Genomic DNA, 24650 nt, shown 5'->3' with positions numbered 1-24650 from the left:
ACAGGCAGGCGAACTAAATGGAAAACATCCATATATATCATACTAATGATTTGCACAGTCATTTTGAAAACTGGCCTAGAATTACAGAGCTTTTCAGAAAAAGAAAACAATGGCATACAGATGCAGGCGATGCGGTCTTCTTGTTTGATATCGGTGATCATTTGGATTTATCACATCCATATACGGAAGCTACACAGGGAAGAGGCAATGCATCTTTGTTAGAGACAGAGCAGTTCGATGCGGTCACAATAGGTAATAATGAGGGTATTACACTTCCCTTTGATGCACTGGATCATTTATATGATCATGCAACCTATGATGTCATTGTCGCAAATCTTTTTTATGCCAATGGAGCAAGGCCAGATTGGTGCATTCCTCATAAAATATATGTTACTGATCAAGGTACACGGATTGGTGTCATCGGTTTAACTGCCTATTTCCATACATTATATGAACTGCTTGGCTGGAAGCTGTCTGTTCCTTTTCAAGCATTAAGAGAACAGCTCGCCCTGCTGCAAGGCAAAACAGATATCATTGTCGTATTGTCACATTTAGGTATCAATGACGACGAGCAGATGGCTGAAATCTTTCCTGAGATTGATATTATTTTGGGGGCACACACCCACCATATTCTGCATCAAGGCAAGCTAATTAAAAACAGTTTGCTAGCTGCTGCAGGGAAATACGGCCAATACGCCGGACATATTGAAATACAATATGACCCAGCGACAAAAAAGGTTTTGGATAAAAGGGCCGAAGTGTATGATACAAATAAACTTCCTTTAGCAAATAACGAAGAGGAATATATTGAAAATCTATATTTGGAAGGAAAAAAAGCACTTTCTGAGGAAGTACTCTCTTTAAATAAGCCACTCCCTAAACAAGAAATTGCACAACTATTATGTGATGCTGTCCTTACATGGTGCAATGCAGATGTATCTATTCTTAATGAAGGCTTAATCCTTGATGATCTGAACAAAGGATCGGTAAGCTTTTATGACTTATTAAGTATTTGCCCACATCCGATTAATCCTTGCACGGTTATATTGACAGGGGCAGAGCTAAAGGAAGTCCTTACAGATATGAAGCGGGAATCTTGGGAGACACTTCCAGTGAAAGGGCTCGGATTTCGAGGAACATTAATGGGTAAAATGATTTCTAAAGGAGTTCAAACCGAAGTGGAAGGCCAAATTACATCCTATCGGATAAATGGCCAAAAACTTAATCCTAAAACAAGATACACGGTGGCTATCCCTGACATGTTTACATTTGGTGATTTTTTTCCTTCCATATACCGTGCAACAGAAAAACAATATTTTCTGCCTGAATTTATGAGGAATATATTGGCAGAAGCCTTAAAAAGGACCTGATAGGTTTCGAAAATTATCTATCTGCCAATACACGCCTTTTTCCTTACTGAATAGTATATAAGGAAAAGAGAGGGGTGATTGTCATGGTAGAAGTATATCCTATTGTGATTGAGGAGCAGACATTTATCGCTGTAAGCGTTCAGTTGCCCAAAACAAATCTGCTTGTTGTTAAGAATGATAAAGGATATATAATGTGTGGAGCGTTGGATGTAGGATTATTAAATGAAAAGTTGAAAGATCGAAAAGTGATTGCTGGGAGAGCCGTTGGAGTGAAGACAATCGAACAGCTGCTGGAAGCCCCACTAGAATCAGTAACATATGAAGCTGAAAATCTCGGCATTCATAAAGGGATAATTGGTAAAGATGCTTTATTAAAGATGGTGTAACGTTTTTTTGCAGCAAGTCTTGGCCAAGTGTGTGGCTGAAAAAGGATGGGAATAGCTTTTCCCTCCTTTTTATGATGTTAAGTATTAACGCACATAAAAAATATTTGTCATTTTTTTAAATCATGTTGAATTAGGAGCTAGTATGGAATGAAATTAGTTGGAACAAAATACCTTGCAGAAGGAGCAATATTAGCTAAACCAATACATAATGAGCGGGGCAATATTCTCGTTAACAGTGGCGTAAAGCTTGATAAGCAGTTAATACAGCGTTTGCTGCAACTTGGTATTGCCTATTTATACATAGAAGATAAATTGACAGACGACATTTTTCCTGTTTCCGTCATCTCTGATAAGTTGAAGAGAGAAGCAATGAAAACAATCGAAGCAAGCTTCCAGGAGATTAAGAATTCTAAAAGCACAGACAGATCCTTTATTATGGAAAAATCAGCACCTGCCTTTAAAGCGCTGATTGAAAAAGTTCTCGAGGAGCTTAAAGGGCATCAGGAGCTATTTTCCATAATGAGCGATGTATTTCTTTATGATAATTATATTTTCTCACATAGTTTGAATGTTACCCTTTATTCCTTAGCATTAGGTTTAGAATTGAAGCTTCCTAGAAAACAGCTGGAGGACCTGGGACTTGGAGCAATCCTGCATGATGTCGGCAAGATGGATATTCCCTTGGAGATACTGCTAAAACCGGGGAAATTAACCTTTGAAGAATTTACTGAAATAAAAAAGCATGCAAATGCAGGCTTTGATATACTGCGAAAGGTCCATAATATGCCTTTAATTGTGGCACATTGTGCTTATCAGCATCATGAAAGATTAAATGGATCTGGTTACCCAAGAGGAATTAACGGGGAAGAGATTCATCTTTTCGGCAGGATAATCGCTGTTGCAGATGTTTTTGATGCCATTACCTCTAATCGTGTATATAGGCAGGCCATGCTCCCGCATGAGGCCCTTGAGATTCTTTATACAGGGATAGATACACTATTTGATGCGAAAATTGTCGAAGCATTTCGAAATGCAATCATTCTTTATCCTAACGGTGTGAGTGTGATATTAAGCAGTGGTGAAAAGGGCATTGTTTCCAAACAAAATAAAGGATTCAATGAACGTCCAGTTGTCCGTATTATGGAAAGGGACGGAGAAAAAATAAACCCTTATGACCTTGATCTTAAGGAAAACCTTGCCATCATGATTGTTGAATGTGAAGCAATCGGCTAGTTGAATAGATATAGTCAAATCATAACAAATAGGTTTAGCCTTCTACATGTCCCTCTTTCAGCATATACATTAGCTTGGAAGGAGGGATATTTTTTTGCGGAAATTTTATTTTCGGCAAAGGATGCCAAAGAAAAAACCGTTGACTTTTCAGCAGGTTCTTTTGATTACAGCTGTGTTTTTTATCTTATCCACCCTATTGAGTTTTTGGATTATCAATAATGGCTTAAAGCCAACACTTTCCTATTATGCACAATCACAAACAAAAAAACTGGCAACATTAGTTATTAATGATGCACTTAAGGATGAGACGGAAGAGGAAGATAATAATCTAATGATAGATGGCAATAATTTTGTATTTAATACGGCACAGGTGGTAAAAAAACAGCAGGAAATTACCAGCTTAGTCCAGGAAAACATCACTAGAATGGAAAAGGGAGAAATACCTGCTGGAGCCGAGTTGTCAGATATTGAATTAGATAAGAACTTGACGGCACAGGGGAAAGGAATTGTGTATAATGTTCCAATTGGCCAAGCAACAAATAATGCTTTGCTTGGAAATCTCGGTCCAGATGTTCCTATAAAATTTAATGTTGTAGGCAGTGTGAAATCAGATTTAAAGACAGAGATGGAAAATGTGGGCATCAACTATGTAGTGGTAAAAGCTTTTGTGGAAATAAAAGTGGACATACAAATTATTATTCCCTTTGCTACAAAGCTTACGACTGTTAAACAGGATATACTTATAGCAATGGCAGGGTTTGAGGGAGATGTACCTGAGTTTTATAATGGGAGTGGCAGCAGCAGTGTTCCTGCGCTCCAATTGCCGACAGATAATAAATAATGATATTGCTCACCCCAAATTTGGGATGAGCAGTGTCGTTATTTTTTTGATTTCATCCTGATTTTTTCTTGTCTTTCCCACAGCTTCAAATGAGAGTATGGATCATATGACCATTCTGTAAAGCCATTATCTTTATACATTCCATAATGTAAATGCGGCGGGAATTTACCAGAAGTTCCTGGAGGACCATAGCCTGAGGAGCCAACTCCACCAATTAGCATTCCGGGTTCAACAATCATCCCATTATGCACATCCTTTGCAAAACCGCTTAAATGAGCAAAATAATGATAGTTATTATTAATGTCCCGAATACCAATCCTCCATCCGCCATATCTATTCCAGCCCTTCATTTCGATAATTCCATAGGAAGTGGCTCTTACTGGAACACTGTAATCGGCAAAGATATCAGTACCTTCATGAATTCGTTTGCCTCCCCAGCCTCTCGCATCTCCCCATGTGCTTCGATAGCTGTGATTGCTCCGCAGCGGAACAGGAAATGCATGCTCATCAAGATTAAGACGGCCGAAATGCCTGTATATGGCAGCTTTACCCATAATGATACTTACTGTTTTATCTCGCTTGTAGTAATCCCAAAGCCCAATCCGGAAATTATCTTCATCCACACCATACCGCAAGATATAGTTGGCAAAGGTAAAAAGCACATCCTCATCACTTAAAGAATCGGCTTTTCCATCACCATTTCCATCGATCCCGAATCCTCCAAAGAAAGCGATGCTTTTTGGATCTGTATCATCTTTATCTGGATTTATGATGCCAGCCCATTTTTCTTTAGGGAAGTAAATTCCTGTTAAGCCAGCCGCTTTAGGAAGGTCCTTTCGTGAAGATCGTATATTCCGTTCATATTGGTCAACTGCAGCAATATAGTACCATGGAAGTTGTGTTACTGCCTCGATCTTTTCATATAATTCCATCCTTTTGTAATATGTATCATCTGCAGAGGATTTACTTTCCGCAGCATGAGATACAATATTAGGTGCCAAGAATGCAAACAGGACGGCTAATAATATTTTTCGCATCAATTTACCTCCTTCCTAAAAGCTAGTCGTTATATTTTGTGTGGATTAACAAAATAAATGAATATCAATAAATGGTAATAATAAAACTACAGCTTGTAGCAGTGTTTTGGTTATGTTAAAGTGACATTGGAACAAATGCAAGGCTATATTTTGTGTTATAAGATACATCTAAACCATTGAGGCAGGTGTTGTAGTATAGCCCTTTTTAAGTTCTAAGCGGTGTTATAATTTCAAATAGGAAAAGCATCCTGCCCTACATACAGTTTTCTTTTTTTCAAGGCAATTGGAAATTGGCAAAAGAAGATTTGAGGAAATGAGTTTCATTATGAATCCAGGAGATGAATTGTAAATGGCAGAAAGAAAAGATGAATACCAACGCAAACCTGAATGGCTGAAAATTAAACTTAACACGAACGAAAACTACACTGGCCTTAAAAAAATGATGAGAGAGAAAAAGCTGCATACAGTGTGTGAGGAAGCAAGATGTCCAAATATTCACGAATGCTGGGCTGTCAGAAGAACAGCCACCTTCATGATATTAGGTGATACTTGTACAAGAGCTTGCCGCTTCTGTGCAGTTAAGACTGGCATGCCGACAGAACTAGATTGGCAAGAGCCGGAACGAGTGGCAGACTCAGTTGTTACGATGAACTTAAAGCATGTGGTTATCACAGCTGTTGCCAGAGATGATTTAAAGGATGGCGGTGCCGCTGTATTTGCTGAAACAGTTAGGGCAATCCGCAGAAAAAATCCATTCACTAGCATTGAGGTTCTTCCATCCGATATGGGTGGAGTGGAAGAAAACTTACGTGAATTAATGGATGCAAAGCCTGATATTTTAAACCATAATATTGAAACAGTGGAGCGTTTGACGCCAAGAGTGCGTGCACGCGCTAAATATGACAGATCTCTGGAATTTTTGAGAAGAGCAAAAGAAATGTATCCAGAGATTCCGACTAAATCAAGCTTGATGATAGGTTTAGGGGAAACAAAAGAAGAAATTATTCAAACGATGGATGACTTAAGAGCTAACAATGTTGACATTATGACTATAGGTCAATACTTACAGCCAACTGCTAAGCATCTTAAAGTACAAAAGTATTATCATCCAGATGAATTTAAAGAATTTAAGAAAATTGCGTTAAGCAAGGGCTTCAGTCATTGTGAAGCTGGTCCGCTTGTTCGCTCATCCTACCATGCGGATGAACAGGTAAGTGAAGCGAAGAAGAACCAAATGCTTGGATCGCAGAAAAAAGAAGCGTAATAAACGATAGAGAGTAAACAAGGTTGACTGCATTGCAGCCCTGTTTACTCTCTATTTTTTTACTTAATAATCAAGTTGTTTTTCATTCAGCAGAAACCCTTTATCCGTTATTTAGTAAATAATTATTTCAGTTTTTGCTTATCAGCACTATGTAAATTATCTGTTATCAGGTTATAATGAAATGGTGAGAGATAGTACCAATTGGGTGTTGGTCTCAGGGTCTAAATAGGACTTATTTAGGAGTACATATAATAGACATACAAGTATACATATGATGAAAGAAGTTCAAAAAAGTGGGGTGAAGGTTTTGGTTTGCATTAATAATCACTGTTATGAACTCATTGAAGAGCGAAAGGAAGGCTTTAATGAGGAGGCATTTAAAGGCAGATTCAGCGATATTCTAACAAAGTACGACTATATTGTCGGGGATTGGGGCTACGGACAGCTCAGACTTAGAGGGTTTTTCGATGACCAAAATCAGAAATCCAGCTTTGATACGAAAATTAGTACGTTGACGGAATATTTATATGAATATTGCAATTTTGGTTGCCCGTATTTTGTCGTTAAGAAAATAAAAAAACATTGATACGAGAAGAGTGCTGATGGACTTAGCACCGCTTCTTAATACAGATGGGAAACGCTTTCCAGCTGACGGGGCAAGTATTAGCCTATGGGAAGCCGTTTTTACTTTGTCTTTTTGCTATTACTTACAGGTTGCTGTATGAGAGGAAATGAAGCGATGGTCCATGTTGATGTTAAAAAAATAAAAAGCTTGAAGAGCTGGGGGAAAATCATCTTTCCTGCCAGTAAATTAAAATATTATCCTCCCCAATTCATATTGCGGGATCCTGTGCAGCAAAACGTGAAGGCATCCTTTCAGAAAGGCAATGAAGTCGCAGTAATTGTCTTTTCCATTAAAAACATGGCCATCATGAAAAGGGGGATGGACACGACAGTCCTGAAAGATGTCTGGAAGGAAATGAAAAAGACGTTTCAATCTGTTGTCACAAAAGAGCTGCCTTCAGAACAGATTGTTGCAGTCCGCGATTACCATCAAGACGGAATTGCCCTATTTTTGAGCATTGATCACAAGGTGGATTATATCCCGAATATGGACTCAACCATTCAGTTGATATTGGAAAAACTGAAGGAAGAAGAAAAGCATAATCAGCTATTAGTAAGACCGATTTTAAGTACAGGCTATATGTTTATTGACAAACAGATAGATATATTACCGGATGCTATTTATCTTGCCTACCAACAGGCGTTGGCTATGGCCCAAAAAGGTTTTAAATCTGAATTCAATGAAATGACGATTGCTTTAGGTAAAATCGTAGCAAATAAGGATATTCGTTTATTGGCACAGCCGATAATGGATGTAGAGACAAATGCAGTTAAAGCATGTGAAATGCTGACACGAGGACCGCTCGGCACTTCGCTGGAAAATCCGCTGCAATTATTTTCTGTTGCGAGGCAAACAAATCATCTCTATGATTTGGAAATGATTGTGCTCGAAAAGACGCTGGAACAAATTAAATTGACTACTTGGAAGTATGATATCTTTATTAACTTTACACCGCCTACAATAGGCAACCAGCATTTTGTAAAAGACTTAAAGAAGCTCATGAACAAATATAAAGGCATCTCCCCAAGCAGAATCACAATTGAAGTGACAGAACGAGATTCAATTGAAGGGCTGGTATACTTTATTTCTAACTTGAAGCTTTTGCGTCAAATAGGATTTCGAGTGGCAGTGGATGATACAGGTGCAGGGTATGCAAGCTTAAACTCCATCAGTGAAATTATGCCTGATATTATTAAAATAGACCGTTCTGTTATTCAGAATATTGATAAGAACTCTGTAAAGGAGTCCATGCTTAAAGGCTTGCTGCTCATCGCAAAAGAGGTAGGATCTGTAGTGGTGGCAGAGGGGATTGAAAGTGCGGAAGAGGCACTTGTCTTATCAAGAAACAAGGTGGATTTAGCACAAGGATATTTTTATGCACGGCCGACAAGCTTAAGTAATAACCTGCAAACACTTGCTTAAAGTTGTACATGCATATACAAAGGAACTAATGAGGAGGCATTCAAATGTATTTTGTGGATCGTGATAAGATCGGGCAGCAATTGGAATATCTGCAGCAATTAGTTCAGCTTTTTAAAGAGACGGAAGCTTTTGATAGTCCACTGGAAAAACTGGGACTGGAAAGACTTGCACATATGATGATTGAAGCAATGCTTGATGTTGGTAACAGTATGATTGATGGATTCATTATGAGAGATCCGGGTAGCTATGAGGATATTATGGATATACTTACAGATGAACGGGTGCTTATTCCTACAGATGCGAGTTCGATAAAAGAGCTGCTTGTTTTAAGGAAAACACTTGTGCATGATTATACGAGCATTCACCATGATTGGTTGAGGGAGGCTGTAGCAAAAGAGCTTCCTGCTGTTGAATCATTTTCCACATCTGTGAAAAAATACTTAATTGATGAGCTTGGCCCTGTCACTGCCTTCAAAAATTAAAGCCGCATATGCTAGAAAGGACTTTATTTGATGAAAAACTATAAAGGTTACTTAATTGATCTTGATGGAACGATGTATAAAGGCACAGAGGTCATTGAAGAGGCTGCTGCTTTTGTCAAACGCTTAATCAAGCTTGAGATCCCATATTTATATGTAACGAATAATTCAACAAAAACACCAGAGCAGGTTGCTCAAAAGCTGCGGGATTTTGGTATCCCTGCAAAAAAAGAAGAAGTATTCACCTCTGCTATGGCGGCGGCTGGTTATATTTATGAACAAAACAAAGATGCAAGTGTTTATATGATTGGGGAAGAGGGCTTGCGTTATGCTCTTCATGAAAAAGGTATACATATAATTACTGATAGTGAGGGTGCTGATTTTGTAGTTGCAGGCATGGACCAGCAAATCACTTATGAAAAGCTGGCACAGGCATGTCTAGCAGTCCGTTCAGGAGCAAAATACATTATTACAAATGGTGATACAGCATTGCCGACCGAAAGAGGTCTACTTCCAGGGAATGGGGCACTTACTTCTGTTATTACTGTATCTACCCAGACTACGCCTCTTAATATGGGGAAACCGGAAGCAATTATTGTGGAGCAGGCATTGAAGCTGCTTGGAATAGGAAAAGAAGATGCCATTATGGTAGGCGATAATTATCATACAGATATAATGGCTGGGTTAAATGCGGGTATGGATACATTGCTAGTTCACTCTGGTGTAACAACTTTAGAGCATTTAGCGACATACGAGAATAAACCGACATATTCTGTTAATAGTCTGTCAGAGTGGGAATAGAAAAACACAAAAGGAAGAGATGCCTGCATTGCATCTCTTCCTTTTGTGTTTCGTTTATTTTTCACCTCTGACACTATGTGCCAGTCTGCTTGATGCCGCAGCAGCAATTGCACCAACAATATCATCTAAAAATGTATGGCAGCTACCTGATGATTTATCATTAAGCTTTTTTAGAATACCTGGTTTTAATTTGTCTACATATCCATAATTAGTAAAGCCAATGGAGCCATAAACATTCACAATGGAAAAGCTAAGGACTTCATCAACGCCATACAGACTTTCATCACTTTCAATAATGCCTTGAAGTGGTGCTTCGAGCATTTTCTTTTCTGCAAGCACATCTAGCTGAATCCCTGTTAGCAGAGCATTTTGAACCTCTCTTTTTGACAATACTCGCTCCACATTATGAATACACTCTGACATTTCTAAATCCTCATGGTACTTTTCCTGCAATAAGTAGACCAGTTCTGCAATATCTTCTATTGTCACTCCACGTTCATGTAGCCATTTTCTAGCTGTTTTTTCTGTAGTATCTGACATATTATCACCTTTTCTTTCTCGTATTCACTATGTATACACAGTGTGGTTTTTATCATGCCAGTAGTGGCTTACGCTAATTTTAGGCAGGCTGTGATAATTGCTGTATATCCTTTAGTATATGTAGGACTTCTATAAAGGTATGTGTGATTTTAACATGAAAATTTTTTTAAAGGATGGTCTTTGTTAAATAAAAATACAAGATTGTCAGCTACTGACATATATTTTCATATAGGCTCATTGTTGATGGGGCATTTACCCGGAGGAGGGATAGAATGATTCGGAAAATCTTATACAGCCATTATGGTGTAGAGGTAACAGACGAATTGCGGTTTGGACATTATGAAGCATGCAGAAAGGATGATAATTTATACACTTTAATACCAGTGGATAATAAAGAGGAAGAAGAAATTCAAGAGCTGCAGGAGCTTGTGCACCATATGACAAGCTTAGGAGATCATCGTGTAAGCACATTTTTAGAATCAAAGGAAGGGAATATAAGGGAGGAAGTGGATGGGCAGGCATACTGTGTTTTGCTGAATGAACACCTCCAGCCATTGCAGTCAAAGCAATTGGGCAGAAAGCTTGGGAAATTTCATTATCGAGGCAGGTCTGTCCAGTTTGGAGTCCAGAAGATTTCCAGAATGGGACAGTGGAAAGGGATGTGGGAGCAGCGAATCGATCAAATGGAGACGTATTGGAACACAAAGATGTATCAGGAGCCCGAAAGTGAATTCGATAAGCTTTTTCTTGAAGCATTTCCTTACTACATGGGGATTGCTGAAAATGCAATTCAATATCTTGTTGATACAGAGCTTGATGACGAAACCTCTCCGATAGACAGTGGGACAGTTTGTCATAATCGATTTATGAAGTCCACATGGAATGGCGAATACTATGTGAAGAATCCGTTTGATTGGGTGTTCGACCATTGTGGCAGGGATTTAGCAGAATGGACAAGAGAACGGTATTTTATCAATATAAAGACATACCACCGCGATGTCAGGAGTTTTTTTACTGATTATCAAAGTGTTACACCATTGAGCTCCTTTTCCTGGAGGCTCATTTATGCAAGGCTGCTGTTTCCCCTTCATTTCGTGGAATGCGTGGAAAATTATTACTCCAGTTCCAGCGAGGCAGAAAGGCATTTCTTAGAGGATCAACTCAAGAAGTATTTGAACCAATCAAAGGATGCGGAGGAATTTCTGCGAGTCTTCTATGAAATGGTGGAAGCACCTGTGAAAAAGACAAAAATCCCCACATTAAGCTGGCTTTATTGAGCAAGGCAGTTCCTCATCCATTATCAGCAACTTCCCGGCATCATTCACCATGAATGATGCCGGGAATCCTTTCCAAAATAGTTGCCCTTTTTCTAGTGAATTACTTTATAATAGAAAAAACAGTAAAATGACAAAAGTAAGAGTTGAATAAATTTTCAAAGAATATATAATTCACCTCTTGTAAAAAAACAGAACAAACACTATAATGTCTACTATACGAAGACAGTTGTATGTTTATGGAGAACATCTTAGGGGGAATGGCAAAGTGGAGACAATATCAATAGGACTGCTTGGACTGGGCACTGTAGGTACAGGTGTTGTGAAAATTATTGAGAACCATCAAGATAAAATCATGCACCAGATTGGCTGTCCAGTAAAAGTAAAAAAGATACTTGTGAAAAATATAGATAAAGACCGGGATGTTTCAATTGCAACTGACATGTTAACAACAAATCCAGATGAAATTTTGAATGATCCAGAAATAGATGTAATTATTGAAGTAATGGGCGGTGTCGAAGAGACAAAGAAAAAATTACTTCACGCTCTAGAAAATCGCAAACACGTTGTTACAGCCAACAAGGATTTGATGGCCGTCCACGGTGCGAAGCTTTTGCAGGTAGCTTCAGATAATAACTGTGACCTTTTCTACGAGGCCAGCGTTGCAGGTGGCATTCCTATCATTAGAGGTCTTGTAGATGGACTTGCATCAGATCACATTACAAAAATGATGGGAATTGTGAATGGCACAACGAATTTCATTCTTACAAAAATGACCAAGCAGGGCAAAGCATATGAAGAGGTATTAGAAGAGGCGCAAAGGCTTGGATTTGCGGAAAGCGATCCGACATCAGATGTAGAAGGCTTAGATGCAGCACGCAAAATGACGATATTGGCAACTTTAGGATTTTCCATGAATATCAGCCTTGAGGATGTGAAGGTAGAAGGAATTACAAAGGTGACAGAGGAAGATATCCAATATGGTAAGCAGCTTGGATATACGATGAAGCTAATTGGTTTTGCTCATCGACAGGATGAAAAGGTGGAAGTGAGCGTACAGCCGGCCTTCTTAATTGACAGCCATCCACTGGCAGCAGTCAATAATGAATTTAATGCTGTTTATGTTTATGGAGAGGCAGTTGGTGAAACAATGTTTTACGGTCCTGGCGCGGGCAGTATGCCAACAGCTACAGCTGTCGTTTCTGACTTGGTTAATGTTCTTAAGAACATGAGACTTGGTGTAAATGGGAAAACGGCAACTTCACCGCAGTTTAAGAAAAACTTGAAGAAACCAGACGAAATGTACTCCAAATACTTCCTTCGTCTGCAAGTAGAGGATGCAGTTGGCGTATTTGCTGAAATTACATCCATATTTTCTGAAAATGGTGTTAGCTTTGAGAAAATACTGCAATTGCCTGTTAAGGAAAAGGGCATGGCAGAAATAGTTTTAATTACACACCACGCATCCTTGTTAAACTATGAAAATATATTAATCCAATTAAGAGACTTATCATCTGTCCGAACAGTAAAAAGCTCTTACCGTGTAGAAGGGGGAACTAAGTAATGAGATGGAATGGCCTGCTTGAAGAATATAAAGAATATTTACCAGTAAACGAAAATACACCAAAATTGACATTAAATGAGGGGAATACGCCTTTAATAAAGCTAGAACACCTGTCTCAAGAATGGGGAGTAGAGCTGTATGTAAAAACAGAGGGAACGAATCCAACTGGCTCCTTTAAGGACAGAGGAATGGTTATGGCTGTCGCAAAGGCGAAGGAGGAAGGCAATTCCACTGTTATTTGTGCTTCTACAGGTAACACATCCGCTGCCGCAGCTGCATATGCAACACGTGCCGGCATGCGCTGTATCGTCGTCATCCCGGAAGGGAAAATCGCGATGGGTAAATTAGCGCAAGCTGTTATGTATGGTGCAGAGATCATCTCTATTGAAGGGAACTTTGATCAGGCGTTGCAGATGGTGCGCAAAATAAGTGAAACAGAGCCTGTTGCTCTTGTGAATTCTGTTAATCCATACAGACTGGAAGGCCAAAAGACAGCTGCATTTGAGGTATGCGACCAACTTGGAAGCGCGCCTGATATTTTGGCAATCCCTGTTGGAAATGCCGGCAATATCAGCGCATACTGGAAAGGCTTTAAGGAATATAATGAAGTAAAACAAACAGGACTTCCAAAAATCCATGGATTTGAAGCAGCTGGCGCAGCTGCGATTGTTCATAACCGCGTGTTTGAAAATCCAGAAACAATTGCAACAGCTATTCGTATCGGTAACCCTGCAAGCTGGAAGCTGGCTGTACAAGCCCAGCAGGAATCAGAAGGCATTATTGATGAAGTGACAGATGAAGAAATTATTGCAGCATATCGCTTGATTGCGGCGAAGGAAGGTGTGTTTGCAGAACCAGGTTCATGTGCATCGATCGCTGGAGTTTACAAGCATCTGCAAAGCGGAAAAATCGCTAAAGGAAGCAAGATAGTAGCAGTCTTGACAGGTAATGGCTTAAAAGATCCAAACACAGCAATTGATGTAAGTCCGCTTAAGCCGGTCGTTCTTCCAAATGATGAAAAAGCAGTTGCAGCTCATATTAAGGGAGTCGTTCATATATGATGGAGAGCGAAATGCTCCAAATTAAGGTTCCGGCAAGCACAGCAAATCTAGGACCGGGATTTGACAGCATTGGTTTGTCTTTAAGCCTTTATTTGGAGTTACAAGCTTCTCCTGCAGAAAAATGGGAGGTTATTCCTCTTTCAGAAGAGCTGAAGGCATTTCCTGCAGACGAAAGCAACTTCATCATTGCAACAGCCTTACAAGTGGCAAAGCAATACAACAAGGAATTGCCACCATGCAGAGTAACAGTTGCGAGTGAGATTCCTTTGGCAAGAGGGCTTGGTTCTAGTGCATCAGCAATTGTCGCAGCAATCGAACTTGCAGATGCATTAGGTGAGCTCTGTTTAACTAAAGAGGAGAAATTCATTATTGCCACTAATATGGAGGGCCATCCAGATAATGTTGGAGCAAGTATTTTTGGCGGACTCGTGGTCGGCTGTCAGCTTGGTGAGGAGGCAGATGTTGAGGTAATCCATTCTGTGGATCTGGAACTGCTGGCGATTATTCCTAATGAAGAGCTTCTTACGAAAGCAGCAAGGGATGTTCTGCCAGCAGCGATGCCTTTTGCTGAAGCAGTTGCAGCAGGGGCAGTATCAAACCTGCTTGTTGCTGCATTGCTGACAGGTAACGATAAACTTGCAGGAAAGATGATGTCTCTTGATAAATACCATCAGCCGTACCGAAAGCAGCTTGTGCCACACTTGGAGCTGATTGAAAAAGAGGCTCCTCTTTTAGGAGCTTATGGTGTCGCATTAAGCGGAGCAGGTCCGACAGTTCTTTGTTTCATTGAAAAGGGAAAAACGGAGGCAGTAAAAGCTGGATTGCAGAAGCTTCTGCCAGGCATGAGCCTTCTTCCTGTTGAGATGGACAAGGAAGGTGCAGTTGTGAAAGGAAAATCCTACACGAGTATATAAAAAGGGCAGCCGAGATGGCTGCCCTTTGTATTTCTTAGCTGTTAATATAATTAGAATACTTGCTCCACTTCATATACGCCTGGAACTTCTTCCAAAAGCGCACGCTCAATACCAGCTTTTAGTGTGATTGTCGAACTTGGGCAGCTTCCGCAAGCTCCTAGCAAACGAAGTTTAACGATACCGTCTTCTACATCTACCAATTCACAATCCCCACCATCTCTTAGAAGGAATGGGCGTAATTTATCTAATACTTCCTGTACTTGTTCTTTCATTTCTAATTCTGCCATTCATATCGACTCCTTTCCTATAATTTATTATAATCACATTAAAGAGAAAAATCTATTCTAGAAACACGAAAACATTAAACAATCAATTCCATTTTGCATTGTCTCTTTAAAGAGCGTAAATGTCAACACTGCAAAGCAGAAAACAAGCAGGAAAGAGAGGAAGATTAATGAAAAAAGAGCTCGAAGTCAGCATATACGGAGCGGAGCAAATCTGTGCCAGCTGTGTAAATCTCCCTTCTTCAAAGGATACGTATGAGTGGCTGCAGGCTGCCATAAGCAGAAAATTCCCTGATCAAAGCTTTAAAATTCATTATTATGATATTTTCCAAGCAAATTACGATGAAGAAAAAAATGCATTTTGCCATAGAGTCATTGAAGAGGATTTATTTTATCCAGTTGTAGTAATTGAGAATGAAATAATTGGTGAAGGAAATCCAAAACTAAAGCGTATCTATCAGGAATTTGAGAAGTATGGCTATTTTAGCTCCCAGTAATTTAAAGCGGGGAGGAGTCAAGAAAATAGCTTGTATGGCCAGGTTGAATTGTTGAGAACATTCCCTTCATTTTGGGTGCCAAAGCAGCAAAAAACCTGAACTATTGCGCTGGAAGTTAACGGAATAGTTCAGGTATAGTTTAGTCCAAAATAATAATGTCTTTCGCCTCGGCATAATTATTATTTTGTCCATTTTTTATAGACAGAGTGTATTAGCTTTTTTTTTTATTTTTGTTCTTCCATAAAATACTATGCTTTAGAATTCTTGGGATTCGACCAGTTAAGGCAGTGTTAGCAACAAACCCAAAACCGTGTTTTTTCCCAAGCGAGCCTAATACTCCCTTTAATTTAATTGGGGGTAAGGAGGGCGGCTTTGCTCCTTTCCAACGGGCAATAAGAACTGCTGCGACTTGCTCCGCCTGTTTTTCCGCTAGCTGTGCACTCGGTGGCAGATTAAGGCTGGCACAGTCTCCAACCACAAATATCTTGTCATCAGCAGGCAAGTGATGAAGGTTTGTCAATATAATTCGTCCCTTTTTGTCCTTCTCTACTGTAAGGTCAGCAACAATTTTGCTTGGCATAACGCCAGCAGTCCATACAATGCAATCAAAGGGGAGAGGGTCTTCCTTATTAAATACAGTATTTTCTTCAATTAATGTTATATTTGAGTTTTTGTGAAGTTTTACATGGTGGTCCTTAAACCACTTCTCAACATAAGCGCTCACCTTTGGCGGATAGGAGGAAAGAATGGTGCTTCCTCGATCAAACAAGGTAATATTCAAGTCTGGCCTATTTTCTGCTAATTCTGAAGCGAGTTCTACACCACTTAACCCACCGCCGATAATTGCCACTTTTGCTCCTGCTGCCAAGTTATTAAGCTCTGTATACGTTTTTTGTGTTTTGCTTTTTGTTTGAATGCTATGTGTAAACTCAGCGGCTCCCGTAATACCATGAAAATTATCTTCACAGCCTAAGCCGATAACTAAATCATCATATTCCATACTTTCTCCATTAACTAGGTTCACTGCATTTACTGATCTGTCAATACTGGCTACTTCTGCATTTAGAATGGATACTTGGGGATGCTTTGGAAAGGGGACCCTAATATGCTCATCTGAGACGGTTCCTGCTGCAAGAGCATAGAATTCTGTTTTCAAAAAATGGTAAGGGGCTTTATCAATAAGGATGACCATTATATTATATGGTAGATTAGAAATCAGCCGTGACAGGAGCGTCATACCACCATAGCCGCCGCCTAGAATAATTAGTTTTTTCATATAACCTCCCCATTAGTACGTATTATGTTTGTATTTGAACAAAGGGCTGCATGTAACAGGGCATGCTTGCTTGAAGTTTAGTTGTCATTCTTTAAGAGTATATTATGAGGAATAGGCAGTTTATTCTTAAATGAACAAGAAATAAGAAACATAGTAATGCTTGATAAATAAAACAAAAAAAGTTAGTATATGTTTTATTGAAGAGGTGATTACATTGTTTAAACCAATTATTGAATTTTGTTTAAGCAATCTAGCATCCGGTTCAGAGGAGGCAAAGCTGCTCCTAGAACAGGATGATAAACTGGATGTTATAGATTATGGCTGTTTAGGCATGTGCGGACAATGCGGAGAAGCATTATTCGCATTGGTAGATGGAGAAATAGTAACAGGTGAAACATCTAAGGAGCTTGTAGAAAATGTGTACAAGCATATTGAAGAAAATCCGATGTTTTAAATATAGTAAGCATAAAAGGCAGGCGTGAATCGCCTGCCTTTTATGCTTGTTGTAATTCTCGAATTTTATGCCAGCCATCTTTTGCTAGACTGATAATTTTTGTCTCAACCGTTCTGCTTTGCTGTTCAATTACCTTTGAAAAGTATTTGACAGCTTGCTCTATTTTTTGTGTTCTTCTGGAAAGCTCACCAGCCAAGTATAGCGTTTTCAATTCAGAAACTTGTGTACCAAGAAAATCTCCAGTAGAGTAAGAAAGTTCATATTCAGATAGAGCGAGCTGCATAAAGCGTGTTTCCTGATTTCTATCCTCCAGCAATCGATAAAGCCATGCCAGTCGTATGTATAGCCCTGCAATCGCTATATGTCTGTCATTTCTCAACACACCTGCATAGGCAGCAAGCTTGTACGTTTTGATACTGTCACCTATTGTCCTAGTTTCTCCGAAGTTTTGCGGCACCCAGTTGTTCGAGATATTTTTAATTAGAATGGCTTTTTCCGCTTCCTTTAAACGAATTTCTGCTTCGTCTGAATAGGCAAATCCGCATTGTGGACAAACATTAACATAATACAATGTTGGATTATGCTCTTCATAAAATGGAAAAAAGTCAGAATCAAAGCCTTTCGCTTTAATGAATCTAGAGCGCATTTTTTTTGTTGTAAAATGGGCAGTACATAAAGGACATATGCACTTTTTGTCATAAAGAGGTCCAATGGTCGTCATTTTCTCATACCTCTCGAAAAAAATAGTTATATTATACTATCATTATACATGTTTTTGAGATTAAATACCTATTCAGGGTTTGTATTTTTTTTAAAAAACATGACCTTTCGATTAAAGGTATTGCAATTATTTGGTATGTTTTTAGCGAGTTGCACAAGTTGAGTAGTTGTGTTTTGAGGTATATAATATAGAGAAAGGCTACACTAACGAAATGGAGGATATATTCATGACAGAAGAAGTATTGCATTTAACGGAAGCGGCAGCATTACAAATAAAAGAAATGATGAAGGAAAATGAGGAAGAAGGCTCTTTCCTAAGAGTAGCGATTAAAGGTGGAGGCTGCAGCGGTTTATCATATGGAATGGGCTTTGCACCAGAAAAAGAAGATAATGACTACTTGACAGAACAGCACGGCATACAAGTTATTGTTGATAATAACGATACAGCCATCTTAAAAGGAACAAAAATTGATTTCAAACAATCCTTAATGGGCGGCGGTTTCACAATCGACAACCCAAACGCAATTGCATCTTGCGGTTGCGGTTCGTCCTTCCGCACGGCAGTAAATGCAGGTACTCCAGAAGAGTGCTAAAATATTTAAAGCCTTTTCCGAAATTCGGAAAAGGCTTTTTCTTATTCATCCTTAAACATAGATGTACTGTGAAGCGGCTGTACTCTTGCTTTTGGATCAAGATATGATTTTGCGTTGTTTACTGCAGTTGGTGCTTCGCCAAAGCCTGATGCAATCAGCTTAACTTTGCCGTCATATGTGCAGATGTCGCCAGCTGCATATATTCCTGGAATATTTGTTTCCATCTTGCTGTTAACTACAATAGAATTCTTTTCAATTGCCAAGTCCCACTGTTTAATAGGTCCAAGTGAAGAAACGAATCCGTAGTTGACGATAACTGCATCAACATCAATCACTTCTTTTTCCTGTGTTTGCACATTTTCAAGCACAACTTGTTTAATTGCTTCTTCTCCAATAAGCTCTGAAGGAATATAAGGAGTTTTAATTTGCACACTTGAGTTCTTCAAGTTTTCCACACTGTGTTCGTGTGCACGGAATTTATCTCTTCTGTGTGCAAGGTATACAGTATCAGCAATAGGCTCAAGCATCATTGCCCAGTCTACCGCGGAATCCCCGCCGCCAAATACCATTACTTTTTTGCCTGCAAAATGATTTAGGTCATTGATGAAGTAATGCAGGTTTTTGCCTTCAAAATTCTTTGCCTGCTCTAATTCAAGCTTGCGCGGTTGAAAAGCACCGTTTCCAGCAGTGATAACCACGGTTTTAGTGAAGTGAACTTCTTTGTCTGTAGTTAATTTAAACACACCGTCAGCCTGTTTTTCCAAGTCTTGAACAGATTGCTCTAATACAATTGCCTGCTCAAACTTATCCATTTGTGCCTGTAGGTTATCAACAAGCTCTTGTGCACGGACTTTTGGGAAGCCGGCAATGTCGTATATATATTTTTCAGGATAAAGTGCAGTGAGCTGTCCGCCTAAATGAGGAAGACTTTCGATGATTTTTACGGTAGCTTGTCTCATTCCTCCGTAAAACGCAGTAAACATCCCTACTGGCCCACCGCCAATAACCGTTATGTCATAAATTGTTTGGTCCTCTTTCAATGAAGATACCCTCCTACATAAAGTTAAAATTCTAATCAATATCATATCATAATTGATATTATTTCTCACTTTTTTGATTTTATATCTTCTCTTAAAATATGTAAAACATCCAATAAATGCTTATAAATAGAGCATATGCAGGGAACGATGCGAGTAAGCTGCAAGCTTTAATAGCAGCATAAACGCTAAAAATATGCTTTATTCCAGAAAAAAACAGCTTTTTTATAACAATTTTTGTTAATTTACTAGGAAAAAAGCTTCTCTTTTAAACTATTTGTGAATAATTGTCTCTATTTTGGGAAATGAATAGTTTTGGAGGAGTTGAATTATATGACAAATAAAAAAATTCTTAGAAGGGTCGGAATGACCTTCCTTTTCGTTGCAGCACTATTAACAACATTTCAATCCATTTCAGGCGTACAAGCAAGTTCATTCCATCTATCAAATAATGAGGAAACAAAAGAAGATAACTATCTCAACCATACATTTAAACAAATTGGCGTTGGTTTCAAAAACTTGAAGGAAGCCTTTGCTGATACGACGCAAATATCTTCTAGCACAGAGGTGGAAGGAAACCCGCCATTGCTTGAAGATAGAGATTGGTCTCAATACCAAAAAAGGCAAGTTGTGGCTACTGGCTATACAGCTGGTTATGAATCGACAGGAAAAAATCCTAATCATCCGTCATTTGGCATTACATACTCTGGAGTGAAAGTAAAACGAGATTTATACAGCACAATTGCTGCTGACATAAGTGTTTTCCCGATTGGAACAGTGCTTTTTATTCCTGACTATGGTTTTGGGGTAGTAGCAGATACTGGCTCTGCGATAAAAGGAAATAAGCTTGACTTATATTATGAAACAGTCGATGATGTCTACAGCCAATGGGGCAAGAAAACAGTTGACGTATACGTAGTTGAAATGGGTAAAGGAAAATTGACAGAGGATACTTTAACAGCCTTTAATGAAGCAAAGGCCATGCAGGTTTTCCGTTCGCAATATACTAGTGCTGAAAGTAAATAAAAAAAGGCTCCACAAGATAATCTTGTGGAGCTTTTTTTTATCGGAAGATTAAATCAAGTAGAAGTGTCAGTGCAATTCCGGTAAGACCTCCAAAGAATACTTCAATCGGTTTATGTCCAAGAAGCTCCTTCAGCTGTTTTCTTTTCTGCTGCTCAGGTTTTTGCTGCCAGTCCTTTGCATCCTCCACAAATTTATTGAAATCATTCACAAGTTGATTAAGAACAATAGCTTGTTCTCCAGCTTGCCTTCTTACCCCTGTTGCATCAAACATAGTGATGATTGCGAAAATAGCAGAAACTGCGAAAATCGGTGAATCAGCACCAGTTTCCATGGCTACCCCTGTGGCCAGTGCCGTTACTGCAGCCGAATGAGAACTAGGCATTCCTCCTGTACTTGTTAGCAGCGACCAATCAATTTTTTTTGTAACAAAAAAAGTAATAGGAACCTTTACGAATTGAGCGAAGAAAATTGCTGCAAGACTTGCTAAAAAAGGAAAGTTAATAAGCAGTTCCAAAAAAATCACCTCAAGGTTATGTATTTCTATAAAATAAAACATTACCCTTATTGCAGCAAATTAATCTTTTCATTAAGTAATACTTGTCATCACTATAATAAAAGACCGCAATTATGGAAATAGTGTTAATTGAAAGAAAATCACTTTATTACTATTATAACATAACCAAAATGATGAAGTTCTACTTAAAAAAAGCAATTTTCTGATAGTGAAAAACTAATTAGCTATACGAAATATCTAACGGTCCGCTATAATAGAGAAGGAATAGAAGAATGGAGGAATTAAAAAGTAATGTTTACATTAAAACAAGAATGGAATTTTGCAGATAAATTAGAATGTATAGTAATCGGATTGTTTGAGAAATCTATTAAACTGGAAGGCCAATTAGCGGAATTGGACGAAGCCTTTGACGGTGAGCTGACAAATTTATTGAAGGAAAGCGATCTTTCCGCGAAGAAAAAACAAATACATATCGTTCATACGTTTGGTAAGATTGGTGCCAAAAGAATCGTTTTTGCAGGATTGGGAAAACAAAAGGAGTTATCCTTCCATGATTTGCAAGAAGTTTACGGTGCTGTTTTTCAAGAGTTGTCGAAATGGAAGTATCAACAAGCTGCTGTTCTGTTGAACTCTTTCAGCAATGATGCCCTTGACTCGCTTGATGCTGCACATGCATTAGCAGAAGCATTTGCATTATCTACATATGAATATACAGGCTATAAGCAAAAATCAAATGAGCCAGAAAAAAAGATAGAGGAAATCATTCTATACAGTGAAACAGATGAGGAAGAAGTTCGTGCTGCTGCAAATGTAGGCTATACATATGGAAACGGAACAAATTCGGCAAGAACACTTGTCAATTTGCCAGGTAATATGCTGACTGCAACGGATATGGCTGCATATGCAGAAAAGCTCGGTGGAAAATATGGATTTGAAGTCGAAATACTGGAGAAAGAGGATATGCTTAAGCTTGGCATGGGAGCAATTCTTGCTGTAAACCAAGGCTCGACAGAACCTCCTAAGATGATTGTTCTGAAATATCAAGGAAAAGAAGAATGGACAGATGTTATCGGTCTTGTCGGGAAAGGAATTACCTTTGACACTGGTGGCTATTCAATCAAGACGAAGGACGGCATTGTTGGGATGAAGACAGATATGGGCGGTGCTGCAGCAGTTCTTGGCGCAATGGAGATTGTTGGAGAGCTTAAGCCAGAACAGAACGTTGTGGCTGTTATTGCTTCAACAGACAATATGATAAGCGGATCTGCCTTTAAACCGGATGATGTCATTACATCTATGAGTGGAAAAACAATTGAAGTGTTGAACACCGATGCTGAGGGCCGATTAGTGCTGGCAGATGCTGTTACTTATGCGAAGCATCATGGCGCAAACTATCTTGTTGATGTTGCGACATTAACAGGCGGTGTCATTGTCGCACTTGGGATGGAAACGACAGGTGCAATGACAAATGATGAATTGCTGTTTGAACAAGTACTTGAGGCATCGTATGAAGCCGGAGAACCTATCTGGAGATTGCCGATTTTTGAAAGCCATAAAAAAAGAGTAAGAAATAGTCCAGTGGCAGACTTAAATAATTCTCCCGGAAGAGAAGGACATGCAATTGTTGCGGGTGCTTTCATTGGAGAATTTGCAGAAGGCACACCATGGGTACATTTGGATATTGCAGGTACATCCTATACGAATAAAAATTCAGAGCTGCAAAAAGCGGGTGCTACAGGCGTCATGACAAGAACGTTAGCATTATTGGTCGAAAGATTTGGCCAAGAAGATTAAACAAAAAAGAAGCTGTGCTCATAAGGCACAGCTTCTTTTTATTCAAGGGGGGATTAATGAGAGTCCGCTCCATCTATCTCAATGCAATGGTTATAAAGCCATTCTTCCATTGGATAAGGCATGTTTTTGTTAGCAACTAACGATGCATGACCACCTTCAAACAAAACGAATGTCTTATCCTCACTGCCAACGACGTCCATGATGGGCTCACATAGGGTGCTTGGGACAAGTGGATCATATTTAGTGGAAAAAACAAGCAGGTTACAAGTAATATTTTTAAAGTCGACAGGCTCTCCGTTAATTTCCAAGCCGCCTTCCACGATTTTGTTATCACGAATATAGTCATTCATAAGCTGCTTGAAAGCCTTGCCTGGAAGCGGGATATGATCAAGGGTCCATTTATTCATCCTTAGCCATTTCTCACGGTATTTTGGGTCACCGACTCTGTGCAGCAATGCCAAATAGTGGCTGTAGGACACAGGTGCAGCAATCATTCTAGTTCCATATTTAATAAAGTCTGGCGGAACCATGGAAATGGCATCGGTAAATTCTTCCATTTCTATTTCGCCGTTACGGAGTGCTGTAAGCCATTTATCATACATAGGGAAACTAGAAAAATCAATTGGTGATACAGCTAATATAAGGTTTTTTATTTTCTCCTTCGTAACTGCAGCAAAAACAGCTGCAATTGTTCCACCGAGGCAAAAGCCAATGACCGTCATTTCATCTGTGCCGGCATGGCGCAGTGCGCGCTGGTAGCCTTTATCAATATATTTTATAATATAGTCATCAATTGAGGTGTCGCGATCTTCAAAGCCAGGAATGCCAAAGTCAATTAAATAGGTGTCATATCCTGCATTTGTAAAGGACTCAATCAAGCTGATTGATGGAGCCAAGTCTAAAATATATGCCTTATTAACAATAGAATAAATAAGGAAAATGGGTTCTTTGAATTTTTTTTGCGAAGCTGGATAATACCAAAGGGTTGTTTTGTTTTTCTTCCAAATAGGGTACTTTTCGGAGAGGCCGACTGGTATATCTTCCTCCGTAAGTGCCCCGAAAAATTGGGAAAATCGTTTAATTACCATAATTAATTCACCTTATACGGGTCATCAGAGGATGCTTCTGTCAAATAAAACTGTTCTTTTTGCTCGGCCATTTTCTGTTTAACATCCAGCATTCCTTGTTGAAGGGACGCTATTTCTTCCTCTTGTTTGGCGATTTCCTCACTTAAAATTAGCGAAATCGGTTCAGAATTTGTTTCATCGCTAGAAGCAATCTTTTCAACAAGCTCCTTCATTTCTTGCAGCATTCTTGTCATTTGATAAATCTGGTCCTCAATATTATCAATTTTTTCTTCTGATTGAATTATTAGCTGTGTAGCATTGGATAAATCCGTTTTTGTTGGGAAATTCAAAATGGTAGCCGTCTGTTCTGTATATTTTTGAACTGTTTTAATTTTTTTGGCAAGCGCTTTTGGTTGTGATTTAGCTAGTTCAATTAAGGAATAATTATTGAGCTGATTTTGAATCATATTGTTGATTTGGAATTGAAGAAAAGTTCCTCCTCGCTTCAGTAAATCATATACATCTAAGGTAACCTGACCCATAAAAAACATCCTTTCTTCATTGTTCACTATTTTTT

At 39.0% G+C, this 24650-nt stretch carries 27 protein-coding genes; 18 read left to right on the top strand and 9 right to left on the bottom strand.

Features of this window, described 5'->3' with window-relative positions:
• Nucleotides 1-17: 17 nt before the first annotated feature.
• The 4 genes from EM808_RS09740 to yunB all read left to right on the top strand — a co-directional run bounded on the left by EM808_RS09740 (nt 18) and on the right by yunB (nt 3830).
• Complete coding sequence (locus EM808_RS09740) at nt 18-1370, top strand: bifunctional metallophosphatase/5'-nucleotidase (RefSeq protein ID WP_127738021.1); 1353 nt, start codon at nt 18-20, stop codon at nt 1368-1370.
• An 83-nt stretch (nt 1371-1453) separates the two neighbouring features.
• A complete protein-coding gene (locus EM808_RS09735) occupies nt 1454-1756 on the top strand; it encodes a YunC family protein (protein ID WP_127738020.1) in 303 nt (100 codons plus the stop codon).
• A 147-nt stretch (nt 1757-1903) separates the two neighbouring features.
• Nucleotides 1904-2989: an HD-GYP domain-containing protein gene (locus EM808_RS09730; RefSeq protein ID WP_127738019.1), complete on the top strand. Its 1086-nt coding sequence runs from the start codon at nt 1904-1906 to the stop codon at nt 2987-2989.
• A gap of 94 nt (nt 2990-3083) precedes the next feature.
• Nucleotides 3084-3830 (top strand): sporulation protein YunB, encoded by a 747-nt coding sequence (yunB, locus tag EM808_RS09725; RefSeq protein WP_127738018.1) that lies wholly within the window; start codon nt 3084-3086, stop codon nt 3828-3830.
• 38 nt (nt 3831-3868) lie between these two features.
• Here yunB and EM808_RS09720 read toward each other — a convergent pair whose 3' ends face one another.
• Complete coding sequence (locus tag EM808_RS09720; RefSeq protein WP_127738017.1) at nt 3869-4867, bottom strand: M23 family metallopeptidase; 999 nt, start codon at nt 4865-4867, stop codon at nt 3869-3871.
• Nucleotides 4868-5216: 349 nt separating this feature from the next.
• On the opposite strand from EM808_RS09720, the gene lipA reads away from it, so the two are divergent.
• The 5 genes from lipA (at nt 5217) to EM808_RS09695 (ending at nt 9458) form a co-directional block, all read left to right on the top strand.
• Nucleotides 5217-6131, top strand: coding sequence for a lipoyl synthase (lipA, locus tag EM808_RS09715; protein ID WP_127738016.1), 915 nt, complete (start codon nt 5217-5219; stop codon nt 6129-6131).
• 307 nt (nt 6132-6438) lie between these two features.
• Entirely contained in the window at nt 6439-6717 is a 279-nt protein-coding gene (locus EM808_RS09710; RefSeq protein ID WP_127738344.1) for a YutD family protein, read from the top strand.
• 135 nt (nt 6718-6852) lie between these two features.
• Nucleotides 6853-8178, top strand: a complete 1326-nt coding sequence (locus EM808_RS09705; RefSeq protein ID WP_225314796.1) for an EAL domain-containing protein — start codon at nt 6853-6855, stop codon at nt 8176-8178.
• A gap of 44 nt (nt 8179-8222) precedes the next feature.
• Nucleotides 8223-8660, top strand: coding sequence for a DUF86 domain-containing protein (locus tag EM808_RS09700; RefSeq protein ID WP_127738015.1), 438 nt, complete (start codon nt 8223-8225; stop codon nt 8658-8660).
• A 30-nt stretch (nt 8661-8690) separates the two neighbouring features.
• The gene (locus EM808_RS09695; protein ID WP_127738014.1) at nt 8691-9458 is read left to right on the top strand and encodes a TIGR01457 family HAD-type hydrolase; all 768 of its coding nucleotides are present in this window, start codon (nt 8691-8693) and stop codon (nt 9456-9458) included.
• Between the two features lie 54 nt (nt 9459-9512).
• Here the strand turns inward: EM808_RS09695 and EM808_RS09690 are convergent, their stop codons facing one another.
• Nucleotides 9513-9998: a phosphatidylglycerophosphatase A family protein gene (locus tag EM808_RS09690; protein WP_127738013.1), complete on the bottom strand. Its 486-nt coding sequence runs from the start codon at nt 9996-9998 to the stop codon at nt 9513-9515.
• 272 nt (nt 9999-10270) lie between these two features.
• Between EM808_RS09690 and yutH the strand changes: the two genes are divergently transcribed.
• From yutH to thrB, 4 genes are all read left to right on the top strand, one after another.
• Complete coding sequence (yutH, locus tag EM808_RS09685) at nt 10271-11275, top strand: spore coat putative kinase YutH (protein ID WP_127738012.1); 1005 nt, start codon at nt 10271-10273, stop codon at nt 11273-11275.
• Nucleotides 11276-11540: 265 nt separating this feature from the next.
• Nucleotides 11541-12836, top strand: a complete 1296-nt coding sequence (locus EM808_RS09680) for a homoserine dehydrogenase (protein WP_127738011.1) — start codon at nt 11541-11543, stop codon at nt 12834-12836.
• Nucleotides 12836-13897 carry a threonine synthase gene (gene thrC / locus EM808_RS09675; protein ID WP_127738010.1) on the top strand — a complete coding sequence of 354 codons (1062 nt, stop codon included), beginning with the start codon at nt 12836-12838 and terminating at the stop codon, nt 13895-13897. The genes EM808_RS09680 and thrC overlap by 1 nt, the downstream gene beginning before the upstream one ends.
• Nucleotides 13894-14811 carry a homoserine kinase gene (thrB, locus tag EM808_RS09670; RefSeq protein WP_127738009.1) on the top strand — a complete coding sequence of 306 codons (918 nt, stop codon included), beginning with the start codon at nt 13894-13896 and terminating at the stop codon, nt 14809-14811. The genes thrC and thrB overlap by 4 nt, the downstream gene beginning before the upstream one ends.
• 50 nt (nt 14812-14861) lie before the next feature.
• Here thrB and EM808_RS09665 read toward each other — a convergent pair whose 3' ends face one another.
• On the bottom strand, nt 14862-15098 hold the full coding sequence (locus tag EM808_RS09665; RefSeq protein ID WP_127738008.1) for a NifU family protein: 237 nt from the start codon (nt 15096-15098) through the stop codon (nt 14862-14864).
• Between the two features lie 167 nt (nt 15099-15265).
• On the opposite strand from EM808_RS09665, the gene EM808_RS09660 reads away from it, so the two are divergent.
• The gene (locus tag EM808_RS09660) at nt 15266-15592 is read left to right on the top strand and encodes a YuzD family protein (protein WP_127738342.1); all 327 of its coding nucleotides are present in this window, start codon (nt 15266-15268) and stop codon (nt 15590-15592) included.
• A gap of 211 nt (nt 15593-15803) precedes the next feature.
• Here the strand turns inward: EM808_RS09660 and EM808_RS09655 are convergent, their stop codons facing one another.
• Nucleotides 15804-16868, bottom strand: coding sequence for an NAD(P)/FAD-dependent oxidoreductase (locus EM808_RS09655; RefSeq protein WP_127738007.1), 1065 nt, complete (start codon nt 16866-16868; stop codon nt 15804-15806).
• 214 nt (nt 16869-17082) lie between these two features.
• On the opposite strand from EM808_RS09655, the gene EM808_RS09650 reads away from it, so the two are divergent.
• Nucleotides 17083-17322 (top strand): YuzB family protein, encoded by a 240-nt coding sequence (locus EM808_RS09650; RefSeq protein ID WP_127738006.1) that lies wholly within the window; start codon nt 17083-17085, stop codon nt 17320-17322.
• A gap of 40 nt (nt 17323-17362) precedes the next feature.
• On the opposite strand, the gene EM808_RS09645 is transcribed toward EM808_RS09650, so the two are convergent.
• The gene (locus tag EM808_RS09645; RefSeq protein WP_127738005.1) at nt 17363-18043 is read right to left on the bottom strand and encodes a DUF2225 domain-containing protein; all 681 of its coding nucleotides are present in this window, start codon (nt 18041-18043) and stop codon (nt 17363-17365) included.
• 226 nt (nt 18044-18269) lie between these two features.
• Here EM808_RS09645 and EM808_RS09640 point away from each other — a divergent pair, with 226 nt between their 5' ends.
• Nucleotides 18270-18635, top strand: a complete 366-nt coding sequence (locus EM808_RS09640; RefSeq protein ID WP_127738004.1) for a HesB/IscA family protein — start codon at nt 18270-18272, stop codon at nt 18633-18635.
• A gap of 41 nt (nt 18636-18676) precedes the next feature.
• Here EM808_RS09640 and EM808_RS09635 read toward each other — a convergent pair whose 3' ends face one another.
• Nucleotides 18677-19675 (bottom strand): NAD(P)/FAD-dependent oxidoreductase, encoded by a 999-nt coding sequence (locus EM808_RS09635; protein ID WP_127738003.1) that lies wholly within the window; start codon nt 19673-19675, stop codon nt 18677-18679.
• Between the two features lie 330 nt (nt 19676-20005).
• On the opposite strand from EM808_RS09635, the gene EM808_RS09630 reads away from it, so the two are divergent.
• Entirely contained in the window at nt 20006-20698 is a 693-nt protein-coding gene (locus EM808_RS09630) for a 3D domain-containing protein (RefSeq protein ID WP_127738002.1), read from the top strand.
• Nucleotides 20699-20735: 37 nt separating this feature from the next.
• On the opposite strand, the gene EM808_RS09625 is transcribed toward EM808_RS09630, so the two are convergent.
• The gene (locus tag EM808_RS09625) at nt 20736-21212 is read right to left on the bottom strand and encodes a divergent PAP2 family protein (protein ID WP_127738001.1); all 477 of its coding nucleotides are present in this window, start codon (nt 21210-21212) and stop codon (nt 20736-20738) included.
• A 291-nt stretch (nt 21213-21503) separates the two neighbouring features.
• On the opposite strand from EM808_RS09625, the gene EM808_RS09620 reads away from it, so the two are divergent.
• Nucleotides 21504-23006 carry a leucyl aminopeptidase gene (locus EM808_RS09620; RefSeq protein ID WP_127738000.1) on the top strand — a complete coding sequence of 501 codons (1503 nt, stop codon included), beginning with the start codon at nt 21504-21506 and terminating at the stop codon, nt 23004-23006.
• A 53-nt stretch (nt 23007-23059) separates the two neighbouring features.
• Here the strand turns inward: EM808_RS09620 and EM808_RS09615 are convergent, their stop codons facing one another.
• Together EM808_RS09615 and EM808_RS09610 are read right to left on the bottom strand one after the other, a co-directional pair.
• Nucleotides 23060-24094: an alpha/beta fold hydrolase gene (locus tag EM808_RS09615; protein ID WP_127737999.1), complete on the bottom strand. Its 1035-nt coding sequence runs from the start codon at nt 24092-24094 to the stop codon at nt 23060-23062.
• A gap of 2 nt (nt 24095-24096) precedes the next feature.
• Nucleotides 24097-24615 (bottom strand): hypothetical protein, encoded by a 519-nt coding sequence (locus EM808_RS09610; RefSeq protein ID WP_127737998.1) that lies wholly within the window; start codon nt 24613-24615, stop codon nt 24097-24099.
• Between the last annotated feature and the right edge of the window lie 35 nt (nt 24616-24650).

The organism is Niallia taxi (genome assembly GCF_004005475.1).
In the GTDB taxonomy this organism is placed as follows: Bacteria; Bacillota; Bacilli; order Bacillales; family Cytobacillaceae; genus Niallia; species Niallia taxi.
This window is presented reverse-complemented; position numbering and strand designations above follow the sequence as displayed.

Bases quoted from the DNA above. Each gene is read 5' to 3' on its own strand.
- EM808_RS09740 (WP_127738021.1), top strand. From the start codon at position 18: ATGGAAAACATCCATATATATCATACTAATGATTTGCACAGTCATTTT.
- EM808_RS09735 (WP_127738020.1), top strand. From the start codon at position 1,454: ATGGTAGAAGTATATCCTATTGTGATTGAGGAGCAGACATTTATCGCT.
- EM808_RS09730 (WP_127738019.1), top strand. From the start codon at position 1,904: ATGAAATTAGTTGGAACAAAATACCTTGCAGAAGGAGCAATATTAGCT.
- EM808_RS09720 (WP_127738017.1), bottom strand. From the start codon at position 4,867: ATGCGAAAAATATTATTAGCCGTCCTGTTTGCATTCTTGGCACCTAAT.
- lipA (WP_127738016.1), top strand. From the start codon at position 5,217: ATGGCAGAAAGAAAAGATGAATACCAACGCAAACCTGAATGGCTGAAA.
- EM808_RS09705 (WP_225314796.1), top strand. From the start codon at position 6,853: ATGAGAGGAAATGAAGCGATGGTCCATGTTGATGTTAAAAAAATAAAA.
- EM808_RS09700 (WP_127738015.1), top strand. From the start codon at position 8,223: ATGTATTTTGTGGATCGTGATAAGATCGGGCAGCAATTGGAATATCTG.
- EM808_RS09695 (WP_127738014.1), top strand. From the start codon at position 8,691: ATGAAAAACTATAAAGGTTACTTAATTGATCTTGATGGAACGATGTAT.
- EM808_RS09690 (WP_127738013.1), bottom strand. From the start codon at position 9,998: ATGTCAGATACTACAGAAAAAACAGCTAGAAAATGGCTACATGAACGT.
- yutH (WP_127738012.1), top strand. From the start codon at position 10,271: ATGATTCGGAAAATCTTATACAGCCATTATGGTGTAGAGGTAACAGAC.
- thrC (WP_127738010.1), top strand. From the start codon at position 12,836: ATGAGATGGAATGGCCTGCTTGAAGAATATAAAGAATATTTACCAGTA.
- thrB (WP_127738009.1), top strand. From the start codon at position 13,894: ATGATGGAGAGCGAAATGCTCCAAATTAAGGTTCCGGCAAGCACAGCA.
- EM808_RS09665 (WP_127738008.1), bottom strand. From the start codon at position 15,098: ATGGCAGAATTAGAAATGAAAGAACAAGTACAGGAAGTATTAGATAAA.
- EM808_RS09660 (WP_127738342.1), top strand. From the start codon at position 15,266: ATGAAAAAAGAGCTCGAAGTCAGCATATACGGAGCGGAGCAAATCTGT.
- EM808_RS09655 (WP_127738007.1), bottom strand. From the start codon at position 16,868: ATGAAAAAACTAATTATTCTAGGCGGCGGCTATGGTGGTATGACGCTC.
- EM808_RS09645 (WP_127738005.1), bottom strand. From the start codon at position 18,043: ATGACGACCATTGGACCTCTTTATGACAAAAAGTGCATATGTCCTTTA.
- EM808_RS09640 (WP_127738004.1), top strand. From the start codon at position 18,270: ATGACAGAAGAAGTATTGCATTTAACGGAAGCGGCAGCATTACAAATA.
- EM808_RS09630 (WP_127738002.1), top strand. From the start codon at position 20,006: ATGACAAATAAAAAAATTCTTAGAAGGGTCGGAATGACCTTCCTTTTC.
- EM808_RS09620 (WP_127738000.1), top strand. From the start codon at position 21,504: ATGTTTACATTAAAACAAGAATGGAATTTTGCAGATAAATTAGAATGT.
- EM808_RS09615 (WP_127737999.1), bottom strand. From the start codon at position 24,094: ATGGTAATTAAACGATTTTCCCAATTTTTCGGGGCACTTACGGAGGAA.
- EM808_RS09610 (WP_127737998.1), bottom strand. From the start codon at position 24,615: ATGGGTCAGGTTACCTTAGATGTATATGATTTACTGAAGCGAGGAGGA.